Raw genomic sequence first — 22,582 nt, forward strand, 5'->3', positions numbered from 1 at the left:
TCCCGCCCTATGAAGCTAAAGCAAGCCGTCGGTAAACTGCACCTCTGGCTGGGGCTGGCCTCCGGGCTGGTGGTGTTCATCGTGAGCCTGACCGGCGCCATCTTTGTGTTTCAGGACGACATCCGCGACCTGACCGAGCCCTGGCGTAAGGTGGAAGCGCAGCATACGGCCATGCTGCTGCCTTCGCGCCTGCAGGCGGCGGCCCTGGCCCCGCATCCGGGCATCAGAGCGGCTGATACCTGGACCACCTACTTCGGGCCCGAGCGCTCGGCCACGGTATTCTTCACCGACAAGGCCGGGGCGCCCATCATGGTGTCGCTGAATCCTTATAGCGGGCAGGTGCTGCACGAGACGGACCTGCGCACGCACTTTTTTAGCATCATTCAGGAAATTCACATGCACCTGCTGCTGCCCGAGGCGGTGGCCAGGTGGGTGGTGGGCCTCGGCATCAGCACGTTCGTGGTGATGCTTATTACCGGCCTGGTGCTGTGGTGGCCCAAGCGCCGGCAGGAGCGGAAGCAGCGCCTGACCATCAAGTGGGGGGCGCGCTGGCGGCGCATCAACTACGATTTGCACAACGTGCTCGGCTTCTACGCGGCCAGCATCGGGCTGATCCTGGCGCTGACGGGCCTGTTCATGATTTTTCCCTGGATGCTCGAATCGAGCATGTTCGTCATCAACGGCGGCCCGGTGGACCCTCAGGAGAAGATAACGGCCAAAGTGGACACGCTGCAGCCGGTGGCCGCGGCTACGCAACCCCTGGCCGATGTGGTCTACCGCACCGCGCGGCGCCTCTCGCCCCGGGCCGAAATGATTCTGCTGGGCCCGACGGGCAGCCGCAAGGACCCGGCGTACTGCTGGACCTACGCCAAAGCCCTGCACTACTACCACCGCGACGAATACGCCTTGCACCCGGTGTCCGGGCAGGTGCTGCAGTTCCTGCCCCACGCCCGCAAGAGCCCGGCCACCCGCTTCTCCGATATGAACTACGACCTGCACGTGGGCCAGATACTGGGCTTCGGCGGCAAAATCGTGGCTTTCCTGGCCAGCCTGATTTCGGCCAGCCTGCCCGTGACGGGCACCGTTATCTGGTGGGGCCGCCGCCATAAGACCAACAAACCGAAGCCCCGCCCCGCATTGGCCTGATGCCTTTATCCACCGCGTGTGCAAAGCCGTGTGGAAAACTCGCGGGGCTGATGCGGACGGTTCACCCCGCCGTCATTGCGAGGCGCAGCTGCGGCAACCGTAGGAAGGCGTAGCCAATCTTTCCCCTCGCGGTAGAAGCGGTACAAGACGCACTCCCAGAAAACAGCCCCGCCCGAAACTCCGCGTCTGCAGGTTTCGGGCGGGGCTGTTTTCGGTTGGTGCCAGCGGCAGCGGCGGTGCTATTGGAGGAAGGATTGCTTCGCTTCGCTCGCAATGACGGCCAGCGTTACCGTCTGCCGGGCTGCTACGGCAGGCGCTGGTGGCGGGGCACGTTGAAGAGCAGGGAAGAAGCCAGCGGCACCAGGAACATGAGCACCGTCAGCACTGTGAGGCCCACGTCGGCGGCCTGGCTTTCGAGGAAGATGCTGACGGGGTGCTCGGGCTGAAAATGATCGAACAAGGACAAAACCAGCTTCAGACCCAAGATGCCGATGACCAGGAAGGCCGAGGTTTCAAGGAAGGGGTAGCGGGCCATCAGCAGCACGAAGGCCTGGGCCACCAGCCGCATGGCCAGAATGCCGATAAACACCCCGATGCAGACCAGGATGAGGTTGTCGGTGAAGGCCACCACGGCGAAGACGTTGTCGATGGAAAAGGCCAGGTCCATGAGCTCGATCAGCGCCACGGTGGCCCAGAACTGCCCGAAGGCGCCCAAGGTGCGGCGGTACAGCCAGCTTTTCTCCTTCACGGGCGCGTCGTCGTCCTCGTCGTTGCCGCGGCTTTTGGGCCGGAACTGCTGGTAGCAGAGGTAGAGCAGGTACAGGCCGCCCAGGGGCTTGAGGTACCAGAAATTGATGAGGAAGGAGGCGAAGAGCAGGCAGATGCCCCGGAACACGTAGGCCCCGATGATGCCGTAGCGCAGGGCTTTCTGGCGCTGCTCCTTGGGCAGGTCGCCGACCATGGTGGCCAGCACCGCCGCGTTATCCACGCTCAGCAGGCTTTCGATGATGACCAGGTTGCCGACAATGGCCGCCGCGGCCAGCGGGTTGTCGAGAATCTGTTGGAGGTGGACGTTCATGCAGACAAGTAACCCCGGAAAAGCCGAAAAGGTCCGGCCAAAGCCCAAGGTGAGGGCGAAAATGCAAAACAACGGCTTTTACGGTGGCAGCACGTTAAACGCCGTCCGCGCCGTAGCGCGAACTTCAGCTGCGCTGACCTTCGGTTGTAGTTCGCGTATCCTGAACGGTTGTCGCAGAACGGAATCTACCCTGACGGAAGAATACTACCTGGGATACGTGAGCTGAAAGTTCGCGCTACATTCCTTGTCGCCGTACCTTCGCCGGCGGTTCCCCGTCATTCCCGAAAGCCCATTCCCCATGTACACCACCCTTCAGCCCGATCTGCAGCAGCAGCTCCAGGAAATCAAGGACGCCGGCCTCTACAAAAAGGAGCGCATCATCACCTCGCCCCAGGGCGCCGAAATCGAAACCTCGGAGGCCGGGGAGGTGCTCAACTTCTGCGCCAACAACTACCTGGGCCTGTCGTCGCACCCCGAGGTCATCAAGGCCGCCAAGGAAGCCATCGACTCGCACGGTTACGGCATGTCGTCGGTGCGCTTTATCTGCGGCACCCAGGATATCCATAAAGAGCTGGAAAAGAAGCTGGCCGAGTTTCTGGGCACCGAGGATACCATCCTCTACGCCGCCGCCTTCGACGCCAACGGCGGGGTGTTCGAGCCCCTGTTCAACGAGCAGGACGCCATCATCAGCGACGCGCTGAACCACGCCAGCATCATCGACGGGGTGCGCCTGTGCAAGGCTCAGCGCTACCGCTACGCCCACAACGACATGCAGGACCTGGAAAAGCAGCTCCAGGACGCCAAGGAGAAGGGCACCCGCCACCGCATCATCGTGACGGACGGCTCGTTCAGCATGGACGGCACCATCGCCCAGCTCGATAAAATCTGCGACCTGGCCGATAAGTACGAGGCGCTGGTGATGATTGACGAGTGCCACTCGATGGGCTTCCTCGGCAAAACCGGCCGCGGCACCCACGAGTACCGCAACGCCATGGGCCGCGTCGACATCATCACCGGCACGCTGGGCAAGGCCCTCGGTGGCGCTATGGGCGGCTTCACCTCCGGCCGCAAGGAAATCATCGACATGCTGCGCCAGCGCAGCCGGCCTTACCTGTTCTCCAACACGCTGGCTCCGGCCATCGTGGGCGCCAGCATCCGCGTGCTCGACCTACTGACGGAAAGCACCGAGCTGCGCGACCGGCTGGAGGAAAACACCAAGTACTTCCGCGAGAAGATGACCGCCGCCGGCTTCGACATCAAGCCCGGCGAGCATCCCATCGTGCCCGTCATGCTCTACGACGCCAAGCTCAGCCAGGACTTCGCGGCCAAGATGCTGGAAAAGGGCATCTACGTGGTGGGCTTCTACTTCCCGGTGGTGCCCAAGGGCCAGGCCCGCATCCGCGTGCAGCTCTCCGCTGCCCACACGCGTGAGCATCTGGACAAGGCTATCAATGCCTTTATCGAAGTCGGGCGGGAACTGGGCACCATCAAAGACCCCTCGGCTCAGCAGCCCGAAGCCGGGCAGGTGGTGACGAACACGCCGTGAGGCTTGCTGCGTGCCTGAGTAAATACCAAGGCCCGGTTGCGCAAGCGGCCGGGCCTTGTTGTTGACGGCCCACTCCTTGGGCTCAATCCGATAAACGCTACCTTCCATAGCAACTCCCGACCACTGTCATTCCCGCCTTTGCTATGAAATTGCCCGTTGTCCTGTCCTGGCTTTTGGCCACCGGTACCGTCTCCGGCTTGCTGACCTCGCCGCCGACCGAAACGCCTGGCCCGGCCGCTGCTCCGACCAAAAGCAGCATCGTCACCGGAGCCGACCAGACCGCGGCCTACCTGCCCTACCTGCAGGGCAAGCGCGTGGCGGTGCTGGCCAACCTCACCACCATCATCGGCAAGCGGCACCTAGTAGACAGCCTGCAGAGCCGGAGCGTGAACATCGTGAAGGTGTTCGGGCCGGAGCACGGCTTCCGGGGCAACGCCAGCGCGGGCGTCCACGTGGCCGATGAAAAAGACCCGGCCACCGGCATTCCCATCATTTCGCTCTACGGCCCGAAGCGCCAGCCTTCCGCCGAAGACCTGGCCGACGTGGACGTGCTGCTCTACGACCTGCAGGACGTGGGCTGCCGCTTCTACACCAACATCAACGCGCTGCGCAACCTGATGGACGCCTGCGCCCAGAACGACAAGGAGCTGCTCATCCTCGACCGGCCCAATCCCAATGGCTACCTCGTCGACGGGCCCGTGCTCGACATGAAGCTCAAATCCGGTATCGGGCAGTTTCCCATTCCCATTGCCCACGGCCTCACCGTGGCCGAGTTTGCCCAGATGGCCAACGGCGAAAAGTGGCTGCCCGGCGGCAAGCCCTGCCGGCTGCGCATCATCCCGGTGAAGAACTACCGGCACGACATGGAATACGTGCTGCCCGTCAAACCTTCGCCCAACCTCAATACCCAGCAGAGCATTCTGCTCTACCCCTCCACCTGCCTGTTCGAGGGCACGGTGCTCAACCACGGCCGCGGCACGCAGTTTCCCTTCACCGTGCTCGGCAGTCCGGCCCTGAAGGGCAAGTTCGACTTCGCCTACACGCCCGTCAGCATTCCGGGCATGAGCGAGACGCCGCTGTACATGAACCAGATGTGCTACGGCCTCGACCTGCGCCGGTACGACACCCGCGAACTGCGCAAAACCAAGCGCATCAACCTGGACTGGATGATTACCCTCTACCAGGCCTACCCCGATAAGGCGCACTTCTTCGACCGCACCCAGAGCAAGGAAATCGGCAACATCAACGGCCTGGCCGGCACCCTCGACTTTCAGAAGCAGATCGAAGCCGGCCAGACGCCGGCGCAGATCCGCGCCTCCTGGGAGCCGGCCCTGAGCCAGTACAAGCAGATGCGCCAGCGGTACCTGCTGTATAAGTAGGGGCGCCAGCAACCCTGAAGCATCCCGACAAGCTGGGCAACGCATCCGGCCGACCAAAGGGTATTGAATCTAAGTGGACCCTGCTACCTTGGAATACAAGCCGACATGCACCTCTCACCATTAGCTAACTGCCATGAAAAGACTGGTCTCCTTAACCTTCGTGCTGACGGCCGTAGCTGTCAGCGCATTTGCTCAAGCAAATAAGCCCGCAACTTCATCGACCCCCTCGATTATCTACCAGACGCAAAAGCAAAACGGCTCCGGTGTGGCCGTGCAGGGAATGTCGAGCGTGTCGCAGGCCGAAGCCGACCGCAATGCCGATAAGGCGGCGGTGAGTGGCAGCTTCCAGAATGCCACGGGCACGGGTACCCGATTTCAGGTTCCGGCTCCCGCTTCTACCACAAAAGCAGCCAAACCAGCCAAAGCCGCTCCCCACTAAAGCATCGTGACGCGTTCCGTTTTCCGGGACGGGCAAAAACGGTTGTCGGCCCCCGTTCCGGATTTCGGAATGACCAAAAACGGCTGTCAGGATGTAGGAAGCTGTGGTTCGGCTCAAGCCGCCACCTCCGCCGCCGAGCCCACCGACGCCGGGGACGCCGGTCGGGGCTGCGCGTCGAAGAGGAACTCGTTGAGCTTGGTGCGCAAATCGGAGGAGGAAAGGTTGCGGAATACTTCCCCGCCGCGCACCAAGGACATTTGGCCGGTTTCCTCGCTCACCACCAGCACCACCGCGTCCGTCACCTCGGTCAGGCCGATGGCGGCGCGGTGGCGCAGGCCCATGGAGGCGGGCACGTCGGGGTTTTCGCTGACCGGCAGAATGCAGCGCGCGGCCCGAATGCGGCCCTGCGCTATGATGACGGCCCCGTCGTGCAGGGGGGAGGTCTTGTTGAAGATGCTCATGAGCAGGCGCTTGCTCACGGCCGCGTCGAGCAGGTCGCCCGATTCGGCGTAGAACTTCAAATCCGAAGCCTGCTGAAAGGCAATGAGGGCGCCGGTGTTCTTGCCCGCCAGGCTCTTGGCCGCTTCCACGAAGGGCGTGACGGACATGCGCTGCATGGGCGTTTCGCGGCGCCACGAGAACATGCGCATCCGCTCCAGGGCCGTCACCTTGCCGATGTTGAGCAGGAAGCGGCGGATTTCCTGCTGAAACAAAATGATGCCCGCCAGCACGCCCACCGACATAAACTGCCCCAGGATCATGGTCAGCAGCTCCATGCCGGCGGCTTTCACCACCAGGTAGACGAGGTAAATCGACAGAAAGCCCAGGAAAATGCGCAGGGCCACCGAGCCGGTGAGCAGCTTGTAGATCTGGTAGAACAGAATGGTCACCAGCACCACGTCGACGACGTCGATCCAGCCGATGCGCAGGAAGCCGATGGCGACGGGGTTAAACATGGGCGTTGGGGGTTGAAATCAGGTACTAAGCGTGTTTTCGAGCAGGCGGACGGTCTGCACGGCTTCGGCCACGTCGTGCACGCGCACGAGGCGGGCCCCGCCGAGCACGGCCAGGGTATTCAGGGCGATGGTGCCGGGCAGGGCGGCGTCGGGCGTGAGGCCCAGGGGTTTCCAAACGAGGGTTTTACGGGAAAGTCCTACCAAAAGTGGCAAATCCAAGACGGTGCGCAGCTCGGGCAGCCGCCGCAGCAGCTCGTAGCCCTGCTGCGGGGTCTTGGCAAAGCCGATGCCGGGGTCGAGCACCACGTCGGCGGCGGGCCAGAGGGCGCGCAGGGCCGTGAGCCGGTCGCGGAAGTAGCGCGTGACCGATAGCACCAGGTCTTCGTCGTACTGGGTGTGCTGGGTCATGGTCTGGGGGGTGCCGCGCATGTGCATGAGCACGTAGGGCACCCGCAGCCGCGCCACGGTGGGAAACATGTCCGCGTCGAGCAGGCCCCCGCCGATGTCGTTGATCATGTTGGCCCCGGCCTGCACGGCCTGTTCGGCCACCTGCGCCCGGAAGGTGTCGACGGAGAGAAACACCTCGGGGAAGCGGCGGCGGATGGCTTCGCAGGCGGGCAGCACCCGGCGCAGCTCCTCCTCGGGGCTGATGTCCGCGGCGCCGGGGCGCGAGGAGTAGCCGCCGAGGTCGAGGATGGCCGCGCCGGCTTCGAGCATCTGCTCGGCGTGGCGCAGCACGTCGGATTCGGCTTCCAGCCGCGAGCCGGCGAAGAACGAATCGGGCGTCACGTTCAGAATGCCCATGACCTGGGGGCGGCTCAGGTCGAGCACGGAGCCGCCGGGGCAGCGCAGCGTCTGCCGGCCTCGAAATAGCGTATCTTGCGCGGACAGACCAGTCATGGATTTCAGGCTTAGGAGCTTGGCGGGTAACGGTTCGGACGTAGGCGAGGCCCGCTGAGGCATTGCCGGAAAGCAAAGCCGTCAACTGCGCAAAGAACGTTCTAAGACCAAAGCCCTACTACCTCCGCTCTGTTTTAAAAATAGCATTTTCACGTTGAACGACCAAACTCCGCGGCAGTACGACGAGGTCATTGGGCAGTGCCGGACGCTGTTTCTGGCCAAAACCCACGACTACGGCACGGCGTGGCGCATCCTGCGCCTGCCCAGCATCACCGACCAAATTTACATCAAGGCCCAGCGCATCCGCTCCATTCAGGAGAAGGGCACGCAGCTGGTGCAGGACCCCATCGACGACGAGTTCGTGGCCATCGTGAACTACTGCGTCATTGCCCTGATGCAGCTGCACCTGCCCGCCGACGCGCCCCTGGACCTCGACGCCGACGCCGTGGCGGCCACTTACGACGAGGAAATCGGGGAAAACCGCCGCCTGCTCTTCGCCAAAAACCACGACTACGGCGAGGCCTGGCGCCACATGCGCGTGTCGAGCATCACCGACATCATCCTGATGAAGCTGCACCGCACCAAGCAGATCGAAGATTTGCACGGCCGCACCCTGGCCTCGGAAGGTGTGGAAGCCAACTACCGCGACATGCTCAACTACGCCGTGTTTGCGCTGATTCTGCGCGGGGCGGTGGAGTAAGTAAGGGTAGGGGCGAGGCAATCAGAACGTCATGTCGAGCTTGTCGAGACATCTCGCGTGCTGACACTAGATAGCATCCTTATCCTTGCCAGGTGCGCGGATCAATTGGCTCCCAGCGCGGATTCAGCGTGCCGACCAGCCATTCCTTCTTGGTTCGGCTCCAGTTCTTGAGCTGCTTCTCACGGGCAATGGCCTGCACGGCATCCGGGCTGATTTCGAAATACACCAACAAATTGCACTGGTAGCGTCCGGTAAACTTGCCGGCATCTCCCAAGCCTTGACCATGCTCGTGCAACCGGCGTTCTAAATCATTGGTCACGCCGATGTAAAGCACTGTCCGGGCCGGGTTGCTGAGGATATAGACGAAGTAGCTCATGCAGGTAAGATACTATCGGATGTCAGCACGCGAGATGTCTCGACAAGCTCGACATGACGTTCTAGTGGTGTCGTCCGGTATTTCTTCCTGCCCTTAAACCTTCCGCGTTGCCCGGCCGTTTGCCAGCCGCTTACTTTGTACTATGTCCACTTCCGCTTCCGCTGCTGCTACCTCGGCCATGACGGCCGGCAATCAGCCGTCCCACGTCATGCGCACGCTCGTTCGAATCTGCTGGCTGTTGCTCGGCGGGTTGTTTATCTTCTCGGGGCTGATCAAGCTGAACGACCCCATCGGCACGGCCTACAAGCTGGAGGAATACTTCGAGGTATTCTCGCAGAGTTTCGGCTCGTTCTTCATGGTGTTTCACGGCATGGCCCGCACGCTGAGCATCACGCTTAGCTCGCTGGAAGTGGTGCTGGGTGTGGCCCTGCTGCTGCGCTGGAACCTGCGCACCACGCTCTGGAGCCTGTTCGTGCTGCTGGTGTTCTTCGCCTTCCTCACGTTTTACTCGGCCGCCTTCAACAAGGTCACCGACTGCGGCTGCTTCGGCGACTTTATCAAGCTCAAGCCCTGGACTTCGTTCTTCAAGGACATGTTCCTGCTGCTGCTCTGGGCGGTAGTGTTCTTCAATCAGCGCTACCTGCGCCGCGTCTTCGCCAAGGGCACGCTGGGCACCATGTACGTGACCTTCGCGCTGGCCGTGGCCGTGGGCATCGGGGTGTACGCCCTGGGCCATTTGCCCTACTTCGATTTCCTGCCCTACAAGGTGGGCAACGACATCGGCAAACTGATGCAGCCCTCGGCGCCGCTGCGCTACAAGTACATCATGGAGAAGAACGGCACCACCCAGGAATTCACCGATTACCCCACGGATACGCTCTGGAAGTTCAAGCAGATGGTGGCCTTAAACCCCGAGGATGGCCCGAAAATCACCGATTTTCGGGTGTGGGGCGGCGAGCAGGAAGAGCTGACCAAGGAAGTGCTGACCGGCAACAAGCTGCTGGTCATCATTCAGAACACCGCCAAGGCCGACCGGGACCGGTTCCCGGCCATCAACCTGCTCATCGCCGGTGCCGACTCCTCGAAGAAGCACATCACCCCGATGATTATCACCAGCAGCTCGCCCACCGAGTTCGACGTGTTCCGCCACGAGGTGAACCTGCCCGGCAAGTACTACTTCGCCGACGCGACTGTGCTCAAATCGATGATTCGTTCCAACCCCGGCTTCCTGCTGCTGCAGGACGGCGTGGTGAAGGGCAAGTACCACTACCACGACATTCCCAGCCGCGCCAAGCTGGAGGAAGCGCTGTAGAGTAGTTGCCAGTTGTCAGTTGCGAGTTGTCAGTGCTCAACGCATTGTTTGGAACGAACTGACAACTGATAACTCGCAACTGACAACTGACTCATGCTCTTTTTCATCCTGCGCCGCCTGCTGCACGGCATCCTGATTCTGGCCGGCGTGGCCCTGACGGTGTTCCTGCTGTTTCAGGTGTTGCCCGGCGACCCGGTGGCCCTGCTGGCGGGCCAGCGCAGCGACGTGGCCACCCGCGCCGCCATTGCCGCCGACCTGGGCCTCGATCAGCCCGTGCCCGTGCAGCTGGCCGGCTACCTCAACGACGTGTCGCCGGTGGGCGTGCACCCGCGCGACTCGGCCGGGGTGGCCCGCTACGGGGGCGTGACCTTGTTGCCGCTGGGCGACGAGCGGGCCGTGGTGCTCAAGAAACCCTATCTGCGCCGCTCATTTCAGTCGAATAAAGACGTGCTCGACATTCTGCTCGACCACTTCGACGGCACGCTGTGGCTGGCGCTGGCGGCCATGCTGCTGGCGGCGGTGCTCGGCATTGGCTTCGGCATCGTGGCGGCGCTGCGGGCCCACACCTGGGTCGACCGCACGCTGCTGACGGTATCGGTGCTGGGCATTTCGGTGCCCTCATTCGTGGCCGCCATCCTCATTGCCATGACGTTCGGCTTTTACTGGAGCCACTGGACGGGCCTGAGCCTGACCGGGCAGCTGTTCGAGACGGACCCGTTCACGGCCGAGTCGCACGTGGTGTGGCGTAACCTGCTGCTGCCCGCGCTGGCCCTGGGCGTGCGGCCCCTGGCCGTCATCGTGCAGCTCACCCGCAGCTCCATGCTCGACGTGTTGTCGCAGGACTTCGTGCGCACGGCGCGGGCCAAGGGCCTTTCGAAGCCGCGCACCGTGTGGCACCACGCCCTGCAAAACGCCCTGAACCCGGTGGTGACGGCCGTATCGGGCTGGCTGGCCTCGCTGATGGCGGGGGCCTTCTTCATCGAGTACATCTTCAACTGGAAGGGCCTGGGCACCGTCACGCTGCGGGCCGTCGAAAACCTGGACTTCCCGGTGGTGATGGGCGCCACCCTGTTCGTGGCCTTCCTCTTCGTGGTCATCAACATTGCCGTCGACGTGCTCTACGCTGTGCTTGACCCGCGGGTGAAGCTTTCTTAGTGGAATTCTGAATTAGGAATTATGAATTCTGAATTGAGCCCCGATGGTGCAGAACGCGCAGCAGCCAAGCCAGAGCCGGTAGCCGGCGCGCAGCCGACAAGCCAGCCCGCCGACCAATTCATAATTCATAATTCAACATTCAGAATTCACCTCGTCGGGATGCCGGCGGCGGGCAAAACCACCTTGGGCCGCGGGCTGGCCGTGCGCTTCGAGCTGCCGTTCCGCGACCTAGACGAGGAAATCGTGCGGCGGGAGCAGCGCAGCGTGGCCGATATTTTCGCCGCCGAGGGCGAGGCGTATTTCCGGCAGGTGGAGGCCGATACGCTGCGGGAAGTGCTGGCAGCGCACCCGCGGCTGGTGCTGGCCACCGGCGGCGGCACGCCCTGCTTTCACCACAACATGGCCCTGCTCACCCAAGCCGGCCTCGCGCTCTGGCTCGATGTGCCCGTGGCCGAGCTGGTGGCCCGCTTGCAGCACGCCGCCGCCAGCCGCCCCCTGCTGGCCGCCCTGCCCGACGCGGCGGCCCTGGCTCAGCGGCTGGCGGAAACATTGGCGGCCCGAAAGGAGTTTTACGGGCAGGCCGCGCTGCGCTGCGCCGGCCTTACGTGCACGGTTGAAGCCGTGTACGCCCTGGTGCGGCGCTACCTTGCCACCGGCTAAACCTTTCGGGGCGCGGGCGCGTTTGCGCGGCGGTGGCTACTTTTGCCCCTGAACCACACCTTTCTCAATCTACATGGAACAAAAGGCTGCTCCTGCGTCGGGCCAACTCCACAAGCCCAAGCACAAAGGTTCGGCGCAATTGTTTGACAACCCTGTGCTGGAGCGTATGACGCACACGCACATCGCCGCGCCCCTGTCTATCTTCTTCTGCGTTGCCGCCGTCAGCCTGTACTACGGCCTGAGCCGCGGGCTGCTGACCGGTCTGTCGGCTTTCGGGCTGTTTCTGGTGGGCTGGTTTGCCTTTACGCTGGTGGAGTACCTGATGCACCGTTTTCTGTACCACATGAAAACGAATACGCCCGGCAAGGCCAAGTTTCAGTACACCATGCACGGCGTGCACCACGAGTATCCCAAGGACAAGACCCGCCTGGCCATGCCGCCCATCCTGACGGTGTTTGTGGCCTCGCTGCTGTTCTTCATCTTCCGCTTCACCTTCGGCAATGCGGGCTTCGGCATTCTGGCCGGTTTCGTGTTCGGCTACGCTACGTACCTGTTTGTGCACTACGCCATTCACGTGTACAACCCACCCAAGAACTTCCTGAAATTCTGGTGGCACCACCACGCCCAGCACCACTACCGGCAGGACGAGGTGGCTTTTGGCGTGTCGACTACCATCTGGGACCATATCATCGGTACTATGCCCGAGGATAAGCGGCAGGAAGCCAAGTCCTAGATTCCGACCAACGTTAGGGTTGCAGCGGCGCCGGCCGTGTCTGTCCAGGGCAGATGCAGCCGGCGCCGTTTCTTTGTATAGTATATATAGAAAACGGCTAATTCTTTGAAATCCTAATCCAGTCCTTTAGTGGGAATAATTATATTATAATTCCTATTTTGGGAACGTGAGTGGTATATGGGGTGGGTATTTTTAAATTTGTAAATGGTAATCTTTGTCCAGTGTGCAAGGATTGCCCGTACCCACTCATCAGCTTCGACTGAGCATGCACCACCTCTACCGTTTGGCTCTGGGAGCCGGCTTGCTGCTGCAGGCGCTGACCGTTCGCGGGCAGATTGTCCTGAGCAACTTCAACCCCAACACGCAAACCTTTAACACCCTCACCACGAGCACGGCCGCCACGCCGCCGACTTTCACCAACAACGTGACCCTGACGGGCCTGTACCTGGGCTCGAACGTGTACTTCCAGAACTCGCCCACGTTTCCGCTGCCCAGCGGCTTCTACGACTACAGCCCCGACCGGCTGGGGGCCAACGACGGCTCGGTGACGACGGCGCAGTTTTACAGCCTCGGCAGCGCCGGCTCTACCGACCGCGCCATTGGCGGCCTGGCCACCGGGCAGTCGGGCACGGGCTACGCGGGCCTGCGCTACAAGAACAGCACCGGTGCCGTCATCAAGAACCTGGCGGTGACCTACACACTGGAGCAGTGGTACAACTCCGGCACCATCGACCAGGCCAACTTCGAGGTGCATTACCGCACCGCTACCACGTCGGCCTCGGTCTATGATGCGGCGGGCACCTGGACGGCCGTGCCGCAGCTGACCGTGTTTGCGCCCTCGACCACCAAGCCGATTACCAACCAGAACGGCAACGTGGCCAGCAACCGGGTGACGCTGTCGTACACCATTCCGAACGTCAACCTGGCCAACGGCGCGGAAATCATGCTGCGCTGGAAATACTCGCTCAACAACGCCACCAACGGCAACGGCCTGGGCATCGACGACGTGACGGTAACGCCCGAGTCGACCATCTTCTACAGCAAGGCCACGGGCAACTACAACGCCCCGGGTACCTGGGGCCCGAACGCCGACGGCACGGGCACCGCGCCCGCCAACTTCACGACGGCCAACCAGATTTTCTACGTGCGCGGCGCCGACGTTACGGCCGACCGCCTCGGCGGCAGCTGGACGGTGAGCGGCACCAACTCCAAAATCGTAGTGGGCCAGACCAGTGCGCCGGCCAAGCTGCTGGTAGCCGCCGGTGCTGACATCAACGGCACGGTGGACGTGACGACCGGCTCCACGCTGCGCATCGAGAAAACCAACTCCAGCACCCTGCGCCTGGGCACCCTCAACGTGGGCAGCACCGTAGAATACAGCGGCACCACCGACCACACCGTGCAGGCCAAGCAGTACAGCCGCCTGCGCGTCATCGGCACCGGCAGCAAAAACCTCGGCGGCGACGTGACGGTGACCGATACGCTCAGCTTCCGCGGCGGGGCCGACCTGGCCCTGGGCGCCTACAACCTCACGCTGTCGACCCTGGGCGCCATCGTGGGCACCTCACCGACCTCGTTTGTGGTGACCAACGGCGCGGGCAAGCTGCGCCTGCCGGTGGCGGGCCTGAGCAATGGCACGAGCACGGCGGTGCTGTTCCCGGTGGGTACCGCGGCCACGTCGTACTCGCCCGTGAGCATTCAGCAGAACACGGCCCAGAGCCAGGACATCTTTGAGGTGCGCGTTATCGACAACGTGTACCACCGCTACAATGCCAACGAAGAGCCGGTGGGCCCGCCCGTGCAGGGCGAAGTGGTAAAGAAAACTTGGCTGGTCGGCAAGGAGACGCCTACCATCCCGAACGTGGACGTGCAGCTGGCCATGGAGTGGAATACGGCCGATGCCACGGCGGACTTCGTGCCCGCCCAGGCCTTCGTCGACCACTTCACCGGGGGGCAGTGGGACCGGGTGACCAACCGCCCGGGCGCTACGCAGCCCCGCACCGGCGCCCACGGCGTGAAGCGCGGCGGCATCAACAGCTTCTCGCCGTTCGGGGTATCGTCGAGCGGCAACGGCGTGCTGCCGGTGGAGCTGCTGAGCTTCGATGCCAAGCGCACGGGCAGCGCGGTGACCTGCACCTGGGCCACCGCTACCGAGCAGAACAACGCCCGCTTCGTGGTGGAGCGTAGCCTCGATGGCAAGACGTTTGAGACGGTGGGCACGGTGGCCGGGGCTGGCACCAGCACCCAGCGCCGCGACTACCGCTTCGTGGATGCCCGCCCGGCCCGCGAGCTGACCTACTACCGCCTGCGCCAAATCGATAACGACGGCACCGAAACGCTGTCGAGCGTGGTGGCCGTGGCCCCAGCGGCCGGCGACCAGGCCGCGTTGACCATCACGCCCAACCCCGGCACCGGCCTGTTTGAGCTCTGGACCGATGCCGCGGCCGGCACGTCGCTGCAGGTGACGGTGCAATCGGTGCTCGGCACGGAGGTGCTGCGCCGGCGCGTGGTGGTGGGCACCCAGCGCCCGCAGCTCGACCTGCGCCGCCTGCCCGCGGGCGTGTACTCCGTGCGCGTGAGCACCGCCGCCGGCCAGCACACGGCCCGCGTGGTGAAGCAGTAGCGCGGCCCGGTAAGACGATAAATAAACGGCGCCCGGCTCAATGGTATGAGCCGGGCGCCGTGCGTTGGGGCGGGGAGAGTCGGGGCCTAGCTGCGGCGGAAAAAGCGGCTGAACAGCCACAGCAGCAGTACTATCACGACGATAACGCCGATAATGCCCGTGTAAGCGCCGGCCTTGAAAATGTCGCCGATAACCTCACAGCCGGTCAGGGGAAGCAGCAGCACCGCCAGCAGAAGCGGCAGCCAGGGGAGGGAACGTTTCATGGGTGTAGAGGGAAGAAGGTGCAAAACCGGGCCGCCGCGTTTGGGTAGCCAGCTAAAGGCGCATACTGCCGGGCCGGGCAAAAGGTTGACGCCCGGGCGTCCGGCGGGCGGTGAACTATCGATCCGACTTTCGTGTATCTTGGCCAGATGAGTAACGAAGTAGCCAACCTGAGCCTCGCCGAAGCCACGCGCCACGAGCCCGTGCTGCACTACGCCTACTGCGTGGATGCCGGCAACCGCCCGGCCAACCACGCCGGTGACTGGCCCGAAGAGGGCCGCGTGTACCCCGTGCGGCTGGTGCCGAGCCGGCTGGAAGGGATGTCCCTGATTCACGTACTGGGTTTCGAGGGCTCCGCCCCATACTACAACGCCTTCGGTCCGCACCGCTTCGAAGTGGTGGCCGAAGTGTGGTTAAATTAAACAGCGCCCGGCTAAGCTCAGGCTTAGCGGCCGAACCCAACGCTTGTAAAAAAGCGGCTGCCCACCCGGCAGCCGCTTTTTTTGTGTCTGCCGGCGGCCTGAGCCGGTTTGTGGGGGCTGCGCCCAGCGCGGGCCGGTGCGGCCTGCGCAACTGCGTTTGCGGAAAGAGTAGGCGCGCCGAAGCCGCACGGACTACCGGCCGGGATGAGGCCCGCCGGGCCGGATTGCCGACGGCGCGGCCCCCAAGAAATCCGGCGGCGCCCTTCGGCAGACCGGAATTTGATAGCACCTTTGACGTCCATTTCCCAAGAGCTGCCCGTGATGAACGCAACGGAACAAGAAGAACGAGAATACCTCGAAGAGGTGAAGGAGAAGCTTGCGTTGGCTGTAAAGCGCGTTGATGACGCGGTAAGGCAGTTTTCGGACGAGCTACGGCAGAAAAAGCAGTACATCCACGAGCACCAGTCCGGCATGGACGACGCCGACATGGTGGCCGCCGAGCAGTCCATCAACCGCATGGCCTATACGGGCGAAGGGGCCGTGGCCCGCAAGCGCCGCCTGCTCAAGCTGGCCCAGTCGCCCTACTTCGGCCGCGTCGATTTTGCCGCCGCGGGCCAGGCCGCCGCGCCGGTGTACATCGGCGTGCACTCGTTTCTGGACGAGCAGCACCGCCAGAACCTGATCTACGACTGGCGCGCCCCGGTCTCCTCCCTGTTCTACGACTTCGAGCTGGGCGACGCCGCCTACCAGACTCCCTCGGGTACCATCCACGGCCGCATCGAGCTGAAGCGGCAGTACAAAATCCGGGACGGCCGCCTGGAGTTCATGCTCGACAGCGACGTGAACATCCACGACGACGTGCTGCAACGGGAGCTGGCCAAGTCGTCGGACGACAAGATGAAGAACATCGTCGCGACCATTCAGCGCGACCAGAACGCGGTCATCCGCAACGAGGACGCGTCGGTGATGGTCATCCAGGGCGTGGCCGGCTCGGGCAAAACGTCCATTGCCCTGCACCGCATTGCCTTCCTGCTCTACCGCTTCCGCGACACTATTGCGGCCAAGGATATCCTCATCATTTCGCCCAACAAGGTCTTCGCCGACTACATCTCGAACGTCTTGCCCGAGCTGGGCGAGGAGCACATTCCCGAGCTGGGCATGGAGGAGCTGGCGGCCGACCTGCTCGGCAGTCAGTACACGTTCCAGACCTTTTTCGAGCAGGTCTCGGCGCTGCTGGCCGACCACGACGCCGCGTTCATCGAGCGGATTCGGTTCAAGTCCTCGTTTGAGTTCCTCAGTCAGCTGAATCAGTACCTGCTGCACGTCGAAAATAACTACTTCAGCGTGGCCGACCTGCGGGTGGGCCGCACCGTGGTGCCCGGCGTATTTATCCAGCAGAAGTTCAAGGCCTACCACCGGGTACCGCTGCTCAAGCGCTTTGGACAGGTGGCCAACGACGTGCGGGCCTACGTGCGCGACAAGGCGGATCGGAAGCTCACGGGCGGGGAAAAAGCTGCCATCGGGGAGGGCATTCCGCGCATGTTCCGCTACGCCAACGTGCTGGAGTTCTACCGCGACTTTTACCGCTGGATCGGCCGGCCCGAGCTGCTCAAGCTCGACCCGCAGCGGCCCCTGGAATACGCCGATGTGTTTGCCCTGATCTACCTGCGCCTGCGCCTGGAGGGCCTTACCGGCTACGACCAGGTGAAGCACTTGCTGGTGGACGAAATGCAGGATTACACGCCGGTGCAGTACGCCGTCCTGTCGCGGCTGTTCCACTGCCGCAAGACCATCTTGGGCGACGTGAGCCAGACGGTGAACCCGTACAGCGCTTCCTCCGCCGAAACCATCGAACGGGTGTTTCCGCAGGCCGACATCGTGAAGCTGTACCGCAGCTACCGCTCCACCGTCGAAATTACGTCCTTCGCGCAGCGCATCACGCCGAACCCGCACATCATTCCGCTGGAGCGGCACGGCCAGGAGCCCGTCATCCGGCGCTGCGCCAGCCAGACGGAGGAAATAGAGGTTGTCAAGCAATTGGTGGTGGCCTTCAAACACTCCGGAAATCAGTCGCTGGGCATCATCTGCAAAACCATGGAGCAGGCAGTGCTGGTGCATGAGGCGCTGCAGGCGCCGGGCGTGCACCTGCTCACGGACGAATCCACGGCGTTCAAAGAAGGCGCTGTCATCACTACGGCTCACTTGGCGAAGGGGCTGGAATTTGACGCGGTCGTTGTGCCGTTTGCCTCCGCCCGCACCTACAAAACGGAGGTCGATAGGAGTATGCTTTACGTTGCCTGCACCCGGGCTATGCACCAGCTCACGCTGACGTATGCCGGCGACATCACTCCGTTCCTGGCCGTCTAGTGATTGGTTGAGGCAGCGGCTGAGGTGGCCTAGCGGGAACGGACAAGGCGACGTATTAACTCCTCCTGCCGATGCCAGCCCAAAAACCACTTGACGGGCAGCCCGACCCGAGCAAGAACGCCTGCATTCAAAGCCGAGCGCGTGCACCAGGTTGCCGCCGGGGCGCGGCAATCCGAGGCGGCCCGCCCGGTGCGGGCCAGGGCGCGCAGCAGGGCGTGGTTGCCCTTGGCGTTGAGGCGTACCTGGTCGAAGGCCAGGCGCAGGTAGGCGGCAAAGTCGGGGGCGGGCAGCCATACCCGCGGCTGCCCGGCTTCGTCGGCGCGCAGGCGGGCGGGAAACGAGCGGCCCGCCAGGCGCCGCAGCAGCTGCCCGAGCTGATCGACGGCCATGATGGCGGTGGTGGTGTCGTTGATGCCGGGCGAGAGGGCCTTCAGGGCAATGTCGACCAGCTGCTGCAGCCCGAAGGCGACGTCCTGCTCGAATGCTGCGGTGCGGGGCCAGGCCCACGCCGGGGCGCAGCCGGGCCAGTGCAGCTTCGTCGGGCGGGGCGGCCCCGGCCGGATCCGGCCAGACATGGCCCAGCACGTCCTGCTCGCCCACGAAGGCGCCCACGGGCTGCGTGAGCCGCACGAAGGCGCCGTGGTTTTGCGCCCAGCGCAGCAGCAGCTCGGCATCCAGGTGCTGCACGTAGCCGATGGCGGCGGCCTCCAGGGGCACGGCCGAGCCGGGGCGCTCGGCGGGCAGGGCCTGGGGCGCGGCGGGCTCACCCAGCTAGCAAATCAGCTTTGCCTGACTGCGGCGTCAGCCCCTGCTGGCGTTTGTGCTGACTCGGCATGATGGCCCAGGCCGTGGCCTCGCTCGTCGACCCGCACTCGTTCTACGAGCACCTCAAGGCCGGCTTCCTGCGCGAAACCCTCGCCCAGCCGGACACCCGGTCGCCGGGGCGGCCGACCAGCCCGCCGGCGGAAGCGGCGGCAGGCTGAGCCGCCTACTCGGTGGCGGCTCCCAGTGGCAGGTCGGCCACGCCCACAATATGCTGCGTCGCCGCCGCCTGCACGAGCACGACGGCCCGCAGGTGGCCGCGCTGCCAGCCGGCATCCAGCCGCAGCGGCACGGTGGCGGCAAACTGCCCGTCGGCGCCCACGGGGCCGAGCGGGCGCAGTGCGCGCACCACGGCGGCGTGGCGCAGCTGCCGGCCATCATTTTCGCCCCGGCCTACCTGACTGGCCAGGCCGGTTTCGGTGAGGGCCAGCAGCACGGTGGCCGCCCCCGTACCGGCGGGCAAGTCGCGTACGCGCACGGTGAGCTGGCCGGGGCCCGCGGCGGCCAGGGCTACGGTGGCCCGGGGCTGCCGGGCGGCCTGCGCCACGGCCTCCAGCAGCCGGCTCCGCTGACTGCCCACCAGCTCGGCGCGGCCGTTCACTACCGCCTGCGGGGTGTAGCTGTTGATGTTGAAGGCGCGAGCGTAGCCGCGTTGCCGCTCGGTGAACTGGGGCGCCGAAAACGGGTCGTGCCAGCCCAGGCGGTTCCAGTAGTCCACGTGCTGGCCCAGGGCTATAATCTCCGCGCCCGCTACCGGCTGCGTGGTTTCCAGCTCCCGCAGCGCGGCGTCGGCGGCCGGGCAGGAGGAACAGCCTTCGGAGGTAAACAGCTCCACGACCACCGGCACGCGCCCGGCCGGTGCCCCTGGCCGGGGCGGTACGGGGCGCGCGGCGAACAGCAGGGCCCCGACGAGCGGCAGCGAGGCCAGGAAAGCAAGCGGGAAGCGGGACATGGCGCGGGGAAAATCGGTGAGCAACACGGCGGCGGGCAGGTAGACGCCGGCGGCCCGGCGACCTTACAACGGCAGCGGCCGGGGTGGTGGACGCACCCTGAACGGCCGCGGAGGAAGTTGGCGCTGGTCTGACCTCAAAGCCCCGCCCGGCGGGCCGGTGAGCGGCAAAAAATAAATGCGGCGACCTGTAAGGTTGGGCGCGGGCGGGCGTCTGGCGGGTGGGCGGCCGTTGCGTAGCTTCCGCCCACGGCCGGTCCCCCACGCTGCCTCACTGCCCCGCCATGAAACGACTCGTTGAAAAGCACCCGCTGGCCATCCGCTGGTTTCACTGGATCAATTTTCCGGTGCTGGCTTTGATGATCTGGAGCGGCCTCTGGATTTACTGGGCCAACGACGTGTACCGCCTCGGCTGGGGGCGCACCACGCTGCTGAAGTTCTTCCCGCAGTCGTTCTACGCGGCCTTCGACGTGGACCACAAGCTGGCCCAGGGCATGTCGTGGCATTTCGTGCTGATGTGGGTCTTCGCCCTCAACGGGCTGCTGTACGTGCTCTACACGGCCGTTTCGGGCGAGTGGCGCTACCTGCTGCCGGGCCGCCACAGCCTGGCCGGCGCCTGGCAGACGGTGCTGCACGATCTGGGCATCCGCAAGGAGCCGCTGCCGCCGCAGAAGTTCAACGGCGCCCAGCAGCTGGCCTACACCGCCGTGGTGCTGATGGGCGCCGGCTCCCTGCTTACCGGCCTGGCCATTTACAAGCCCACGCAGCTGGCCTGGCTGACCACCCTGCTCGGCGGCTACGAGTGGGCCCGCGCCGAGCATTTCACGCTCACCATCAGCTACGTGCTGTTTTTCCTCGTCCACATTGCCCAGGTGGTGCGCGCCGGCTGGAACAACTTCCGGGCCATGGTGGCCGGCTTCGAGCTGCAGGACGAGGCCGCCCCGCTGCCGCCTGGCGAGCAGCTGCCCCCGCCCGCTGTGTCCGCATCGTCGCCCAGCTAACCGCCCGTTCCCGATGACCGAAGAACCCCAAGAACCTCGTTCTGGCCCGGCCGCCGCGCCTGCTTCTGCCGATGCCGCTACCGAGCGTACCGCCGCTACGCGCACCCGCCGCTCGTTTATCACCCTGGGCCTGGCCGGGCTGGCAGGCCTGGCCGGCTGGCGCTACCTGCTCCACACGCCCGACGCCGACGGCCTTCCCGGCGGGCTGCGTCGGGTGCTCGATTTCAACGCCCGCCTCAGCAATGAATACTACCGCAGCGCCCGCCTGGCCCCGGAGTTTGCCAAGGCCCGCGCCCGCCCGCCCCGCGTCAACGGCCACGTGGGCCTCAGCGAGGATTTCGACCCGGCCACCTGGCAGCTGCAGGTGCTGGGCTACGCCCCGGCCGGTACGGCGCCGCGCCGCCAGCAGTTCACGCTGGCGCAGCTGCAGGCGCTGCCCCGCACCGAGTTTACCACCGAGCTGAAGTGCATCGAGGGCTGGAGCACCGTGGTGACCTGGGCCGGGGTGCGGCTGGCCGATCTGCTGGCCCGCTACCCGCTGGCCACCGCCTCGGGCCGCCCCATTGCCGACCAGCTGCCCCCCGACGCGGCCCCGTACGTGAGCCTCGTCACGCCCGACGAGCAGTACTACGTGGGCCTAGAGCTGGAAAGCGCCCTGCACCCGCAGACGCTGCTGTGCTACGAGATGAACGGGCAGCCGCTCACGCTGGCGCACGGTGCCCCGCTGCGCCTCGTCACCCCGCTCAAGTACGGCATCAAGTACCTCAAGCGCCTCGGCACCCTGTCCTTCGTGGCCCAGCGCCCCGCCGACTACTGGGCCGAGCGCGGCTACGACTGGCACGCCGGGCACTAGTCCCGGCCAGGCTGGTACACACGCTTCGCCACTACTCTCTTCGCCGTTCCCTAAGCTCAATACCCGCATGAAAACGCGCTACCTGCTGCTGCTTGCCCCGTTACTTTTCCTGGCCGCCTGTCAGTCCGATACCCCGGCCGAGGAGCCCGCGCCGCTGCCCGGCGCGGCGCTGTACCGCGTCACCTTCGAGGCGACGTGGAGCGCCAGCACCCACGCCAACTTTCCATACGGCGCGCACTTTTCGCCGCCGATGGGCCTCTCGCACCGCGCCGACGGGCTGATTTACCGGCCGGGGCAGCTGGCCAGCAAGGGCATCAAGGACATGGCCGAGCTGGGCCACAACGGCTTCCTGCGCACCGAAATCAACGCCCTGCGCGGCAGCGGCGCGGCCCTGCGCCTGCTCGACGGCGCGGGCGGCTTCAACTCGCCCGGCACCTTCACCGATACCATCCGCCTCGACGCGGACCACCCGTTGCTGGCGGTAGTGACGATGATTGCGCCCAGCCCCGACTGGTTTGCTGCCCTCGAAGCCGAAAACCTGTTGGTGGATGGCCAGTGGGTGGCCCGCCGCTCGGTGCCCGCCCGCGCCTACGACGCTGGCACCGACAGCGGCCCCAGCTTCACCGCGCCCAACCAGCCCACCACGCCCGCCGAACCCATCCGCCCGCTGCTGCTGCCGCCCGCCACCGGCATGGCCCCCGCGACGGCCCCGCCGTGGGCATCTGGCACCTGGAGCGCCTCAACTAAAGGCCGGCCCGGCTACCGGCCGAGCCGCTGGTCGAGGGCCTGCTGGATGCGCTGGCGGGCGGCCGGCGGCAATACCACGTCGGCGGGCACGCGGTGCTCAGCGGCGGCGCGGGCCTGCCGGGCCAGAAATAGGCTCTGGAAGGCGTAGCGGCGGCAG

The 22,582-nt window shown here is 64.7% G+C and carries 23 protein-coding genes and 1 pseudogene; 16 read left to right on the plus strand and 8 right to left on the minus strand.

The window, feature by feature from the left end:
• Positions 1-9 precede the first annotated feature (9 nt).
• Positions 10-1,146, plus strand: coding sequence for a PepSY-associated TM helix domain-containing protein (locus tag FDY95_RS08170; protein WP_138076540.1), 1,137 nt, complete (start codon positions 10-12; stop codon positions 1,144-1,146).
• A gap of 304 nt (positions 1,147-1,450) precedes the next feature.
• Here FDY95_RS08170 and FDY95_RS08175 read toward each other — a convergent pair whose 3' ends face one another.
• Complete coding sequence (locus FDY95_RS08175; RefSeq protein ID WP_138076542.1) at positions 1,451-2,224, minus strand: DUF475 domain-containing protein; 774 nt, start codon at positions 2,222-2,224, stop codon at positions 1,451-1,453.
• A 298-nt stretch (positions 2,225-2,522) separates the two neighbouring features.
• Between FDY95_RS08175 and kbl the strand changes: the two genes are divergently transcribed.
• The 3 genes from kbl to FDY95_RS08190 all read left to right on the plus strand — a co-directional run bounded on the left by kbl (position 2,523) and on the right by FDY95_RS08190 (position 5,588).
• A complete protein-coding gene (gene kbl / locus FDY95_RS08180; protein WP_138076545.1) occupies positions 2,523-3,770 on the plus strand; it encodes a glycine C-acetyltransferase in 1,248 nt (415 codons plus the stop codon).
• 143 nt (positions 3,771-3,913) lie between these two features.
• Positions 3,914-5,149 (plus strand): exo-beta-N-acetylmuramidase NamZ family protein, encoded by a 1,236-nt coding sequence (locus FDY95_RS08185; protein WP_138076546.1) that lies wholly within the window; start codon positions 3,914-3,916, stop codon positions 5,147-5,149.
• A 133-nt stretch (positions 5,150-5,282) separates the two neighbouring features.
• Entirely contained in the window at positions 5,283-5,588 is a 306-nt protein-coding gene (locus tag FDY95_RS08190) for a hypothetical protein (RefSeq protein WP_138076549.1), read from the plus strand.
• 113 nt (positions 5,589-5,701) lie between these two features.
• Here FDY95_RS08190 and cdaA read toward each other — a convergent pair whose 3' ends face one another.
• A complete protein-coding gene (gene cdaA, locus FDY95_RS08195; RefSeq protein WP_138076552.1) occupies positions 5,702-6,544 on the minus strand; it encodes a diadenylate cyclase CdaA in 843 nt (280 codons plus the stop codon).
• Between the two features lie 18 nt (positions 6,545-6,562).
• Complete coding sequence (gene folP / locus FDY95_RS08200) at positions 6,563-7,444, minus strand: dihydropteroate synthase (protein ID WP_138076554.1); 882 nt, start codon at positions 7,442-7,444, stop codon at positions 6,563-6,565.
• A 154-nt stretch (positions 7,445-7,598) separates the two neighbouring features.
• Here folP and FDY95_RS08205 point away from each other — a divergent pair, with 154 nt between their 5' ends.
• Positions 7,599-8,144, plus strand: a complete 546-nt coding sequence (locus tag FDY95_RS08205) for a DUF1599 domain-containing protein (protein ID WP_138076557.1) — start codon at positions 7,599-7,601, stop codon at positions 8,142-8,144.
• Between the two features lie 79 nt (positions 8,145-8,223).
• Here the strand turns inward: FDY95_RS08205 and FDY95_RS08210 are convergent, their stop codons facing one another.
• Positions 8,224-8,520 carry a GIY-YIG nuclease family protein gene (locus tag FDY95_RS08210; protein ID WP_138076559.1) on the minus strand — a complete coding sequence of 99 codons (297 nt, stop codon included), beginning with the start codon at positions 8,518-8,520 and terminating at the stop codon, positions 8,224-8,226.
• Positions 8,521-8,662: 142 nt separating this feature from the next.
• Here FDY95_RS08210 and FDY95_RS08215 point away from each other — a divergent pair, with 142 nt between their 5' ends.
• The 5 genes from FDY95_RS08215 (at position 8,663) to FDY95_RS08235 (ending at position 15,003) form a co-directional block, all read left to right on the plus strand.
• Positions 8,663-9,832, plus strand: a complete 1,170-nt coding sequence (locus FDY95_RS08215; protein ID WP_246073963.1) for a BT_3928 family protein — start codon at positions 8,663-8,665, stop codon at positions 9,830-9,832.
• 93 nt (positions 9,833-9,925) lie between these two features.
• Positions 9,926-10,987, plus strand: coding sequence for an ABC transporter permease (locus tag FDY95_RS08220; RefSeq protein WP_171025589.1), 1,062 nt, complete (start codon positions 9,926-9,928; stop codon positions 10,985-10,987).
• Positions 10,988-11,146: 159 nt separating this feature from the next.
• A complete protein-coding gene (locus tag FDY95_RS08225; RefSeq protein WP_171025590.1) occupies positions 11,147-11,647 on the plus strand; it encodes a shikimate kinase in 501 nt (166 codons plus the stop codon).
• A gap of 73 nt (positions 11,648-11,720) precedes the next feature.
• Positions 11,721-12,380 (plus strand): sterol desaturase family protein, encoded by a 660-nt coding sequence (locus FDY95_RS08230; protein ID WP_138076564.1) that lies wholly within the window; start codon positions 11,721-11,723, stop codon positions 12,378-12,380.
• 265 nt (positions 12,381-12,645) lie between these two features.
• A complete protein-coding gene (locus tag FDY95_RS08235; protein ID WP_138076567.1) occupies positions 12,646-15,003 on the plus strand; it encodes a T9SS type A sorting domain-containing protein in 2,358 nt (785 codons plus the stop codon).
• A gap of 86 nt (positions 15,004-15,089) precedes the next feature.
• On the opposite strand, the gene FDY95_RS26260 is transcribed toward FDY95_RS08235, so the two are convergent.
• Positions 15,090-15,266, minus strand: a complete 177-nt coding sequence (locus tag FDY95_RS26260; protein ID WP_171025591.1) for a hypothetical protein — start codon at positions 15,264-15,266, stop codon at positions 15,090-15,092.
• Between the two features lie 147 nt (positions 15,267-15,413).
• On the opposite strand from FDY95_RS26260, the gene FDY95_RS08240 reads away from it, so the two are divergent.
• On the plus strand, positions 15,414-15,686 hold the full coding sequence (locus tag FDY95_RS08240) for a hypothetical protein (RefSeq protein ID WP_138076569.1): 273 nt from the start codon (positions 15,414-15,416) through the stop codon (positions 15,684-15,686).
• Between the two features lie 321 nt (positions 15,687-16,007).
• Positions 16,008-18,053, plus strand: a complete 2,046-nt coding sequence (locus FDY95_RS08245) for a HelD family protein (protein ID WP_246073984.1) — start codon at positions 16,008-16,010, stop codon at positions 18,051-18,053.
• A gap of 29 nt (positions 18,054-18,082) precedes the next feature.
• On the opposite strand, the gene FDY95_RS08250 is transcribed toward FDY95_RS08245, so the two are convergent.
• On the minus strand, positions 18,083-18,628 hold the full coding sequence (locus tag FDY95_RS08250) for a DUF2254 family protein (RefSeq protein WP_171025592.1): 546 nt from the start codon (positions 18,626-18,628) through the stop codon (positions 18,083-18,085).
• Position 18,629: 1 nt separating this feature from the next.
• Positions 18,630-18,770: pseudogene (locus FDY95_RS27125) on the minus strand (DUF2254 family protein); the annotation flags it as partial.
• A 116-nt stretch (positions 18,771-18,886) separates the two neighbouring features.
• Between FDY95_RS27125 and FDY95_RS26265 the strand changes: the two are divergent.
• Positions 18,887-19,036 carry a hypothetical protein gene (locus FDY95_RS26265; protein ID WP_171025593.1) on the plus strand — a complete coding sequence of 50 codons (150 nt, stop codon included), beginning with the start codon at positions 18,887-18,889 and terminating at the stop codon, positions 19,034-19,036.
• Between the two features lie 5 nt (positions 19,037-19,041).
• Here the strand turns inward: FDY95_RS26265 and FDY95_RS08255 are convergent, their stop codons facing one another.
• Complete coding sequence (locus FDY95_RS08255; RefSeq protein ID WP_138076578.1) at positions 19,042-19,827, minus strand: DUF1223 domain-containing protein; 786 nt, start codon at positions 19,825-19,827, stop codon at positions 19,042-19,044.
• 281 nt (positions 19,828-20,108) lie between these two features.
• Here FDY95_RS08255 and FDY95_RS08260 point away from each other — a divergent pair, with 281 nt between their 5' ends.
• The 3 genes from FDY95_RS08260 to FDY95_RS26580 all read left to right on the plus strand — a co-directional run bounded on the left by FDY95_RS08260 (position 20,109) and on the right by FDY95_RS26580 (position 22,573).
• Complete coding sequence (locus FDY95_RS08260) at positions 20,109-20,825, plus strand: cytochrome b/b6 domain-containing protein (RefSeq protein WP_138076581.1); 717 nt, start codon at positions 20,109-20,111, stop codon at positions 20,823-20,825.
• A 13-nt stretch (positions 20,826-20,838) separates the two neighbouring features.
• The gene (locus tag FDY95_RS08265) at positions 20,839-21,678 is read left to right on the plus strand and encodes a molybdopterin-dependent oxidoreductase (protein ID WP_138076584.1); all 840 of its coding nucleotides are present in this window, start codon (positions 20,839-20,841) and stop codon (positions 21,676-21,678) included.
• Positions 21,679-21,745: 67 nt separating this feature from the next.
• Positions 21,746-22,573 (plus strand): spondin domain-containing protein, encoded by an 828-nt coding sequence (locus FDY95_RS26580; RefSeq protein WP_138076587.1) that lies wholly within the window; start codon positions 21,746-21,748, stop codon positions 22,571-22,573.
• The last annotated feature ends 9 nt before the right edge of the window (positions 22,574-22,582 follow it).

It is taken from the genome of Hymenobacter jeollabukensis (assembly GCF_005771675.1).
GTDB lineage: Bacteria > Bacteroidota > Bacteroidia > Cytophagales > Hymenobacteraceae > Solirubrum > Solirubrum jeollabukense.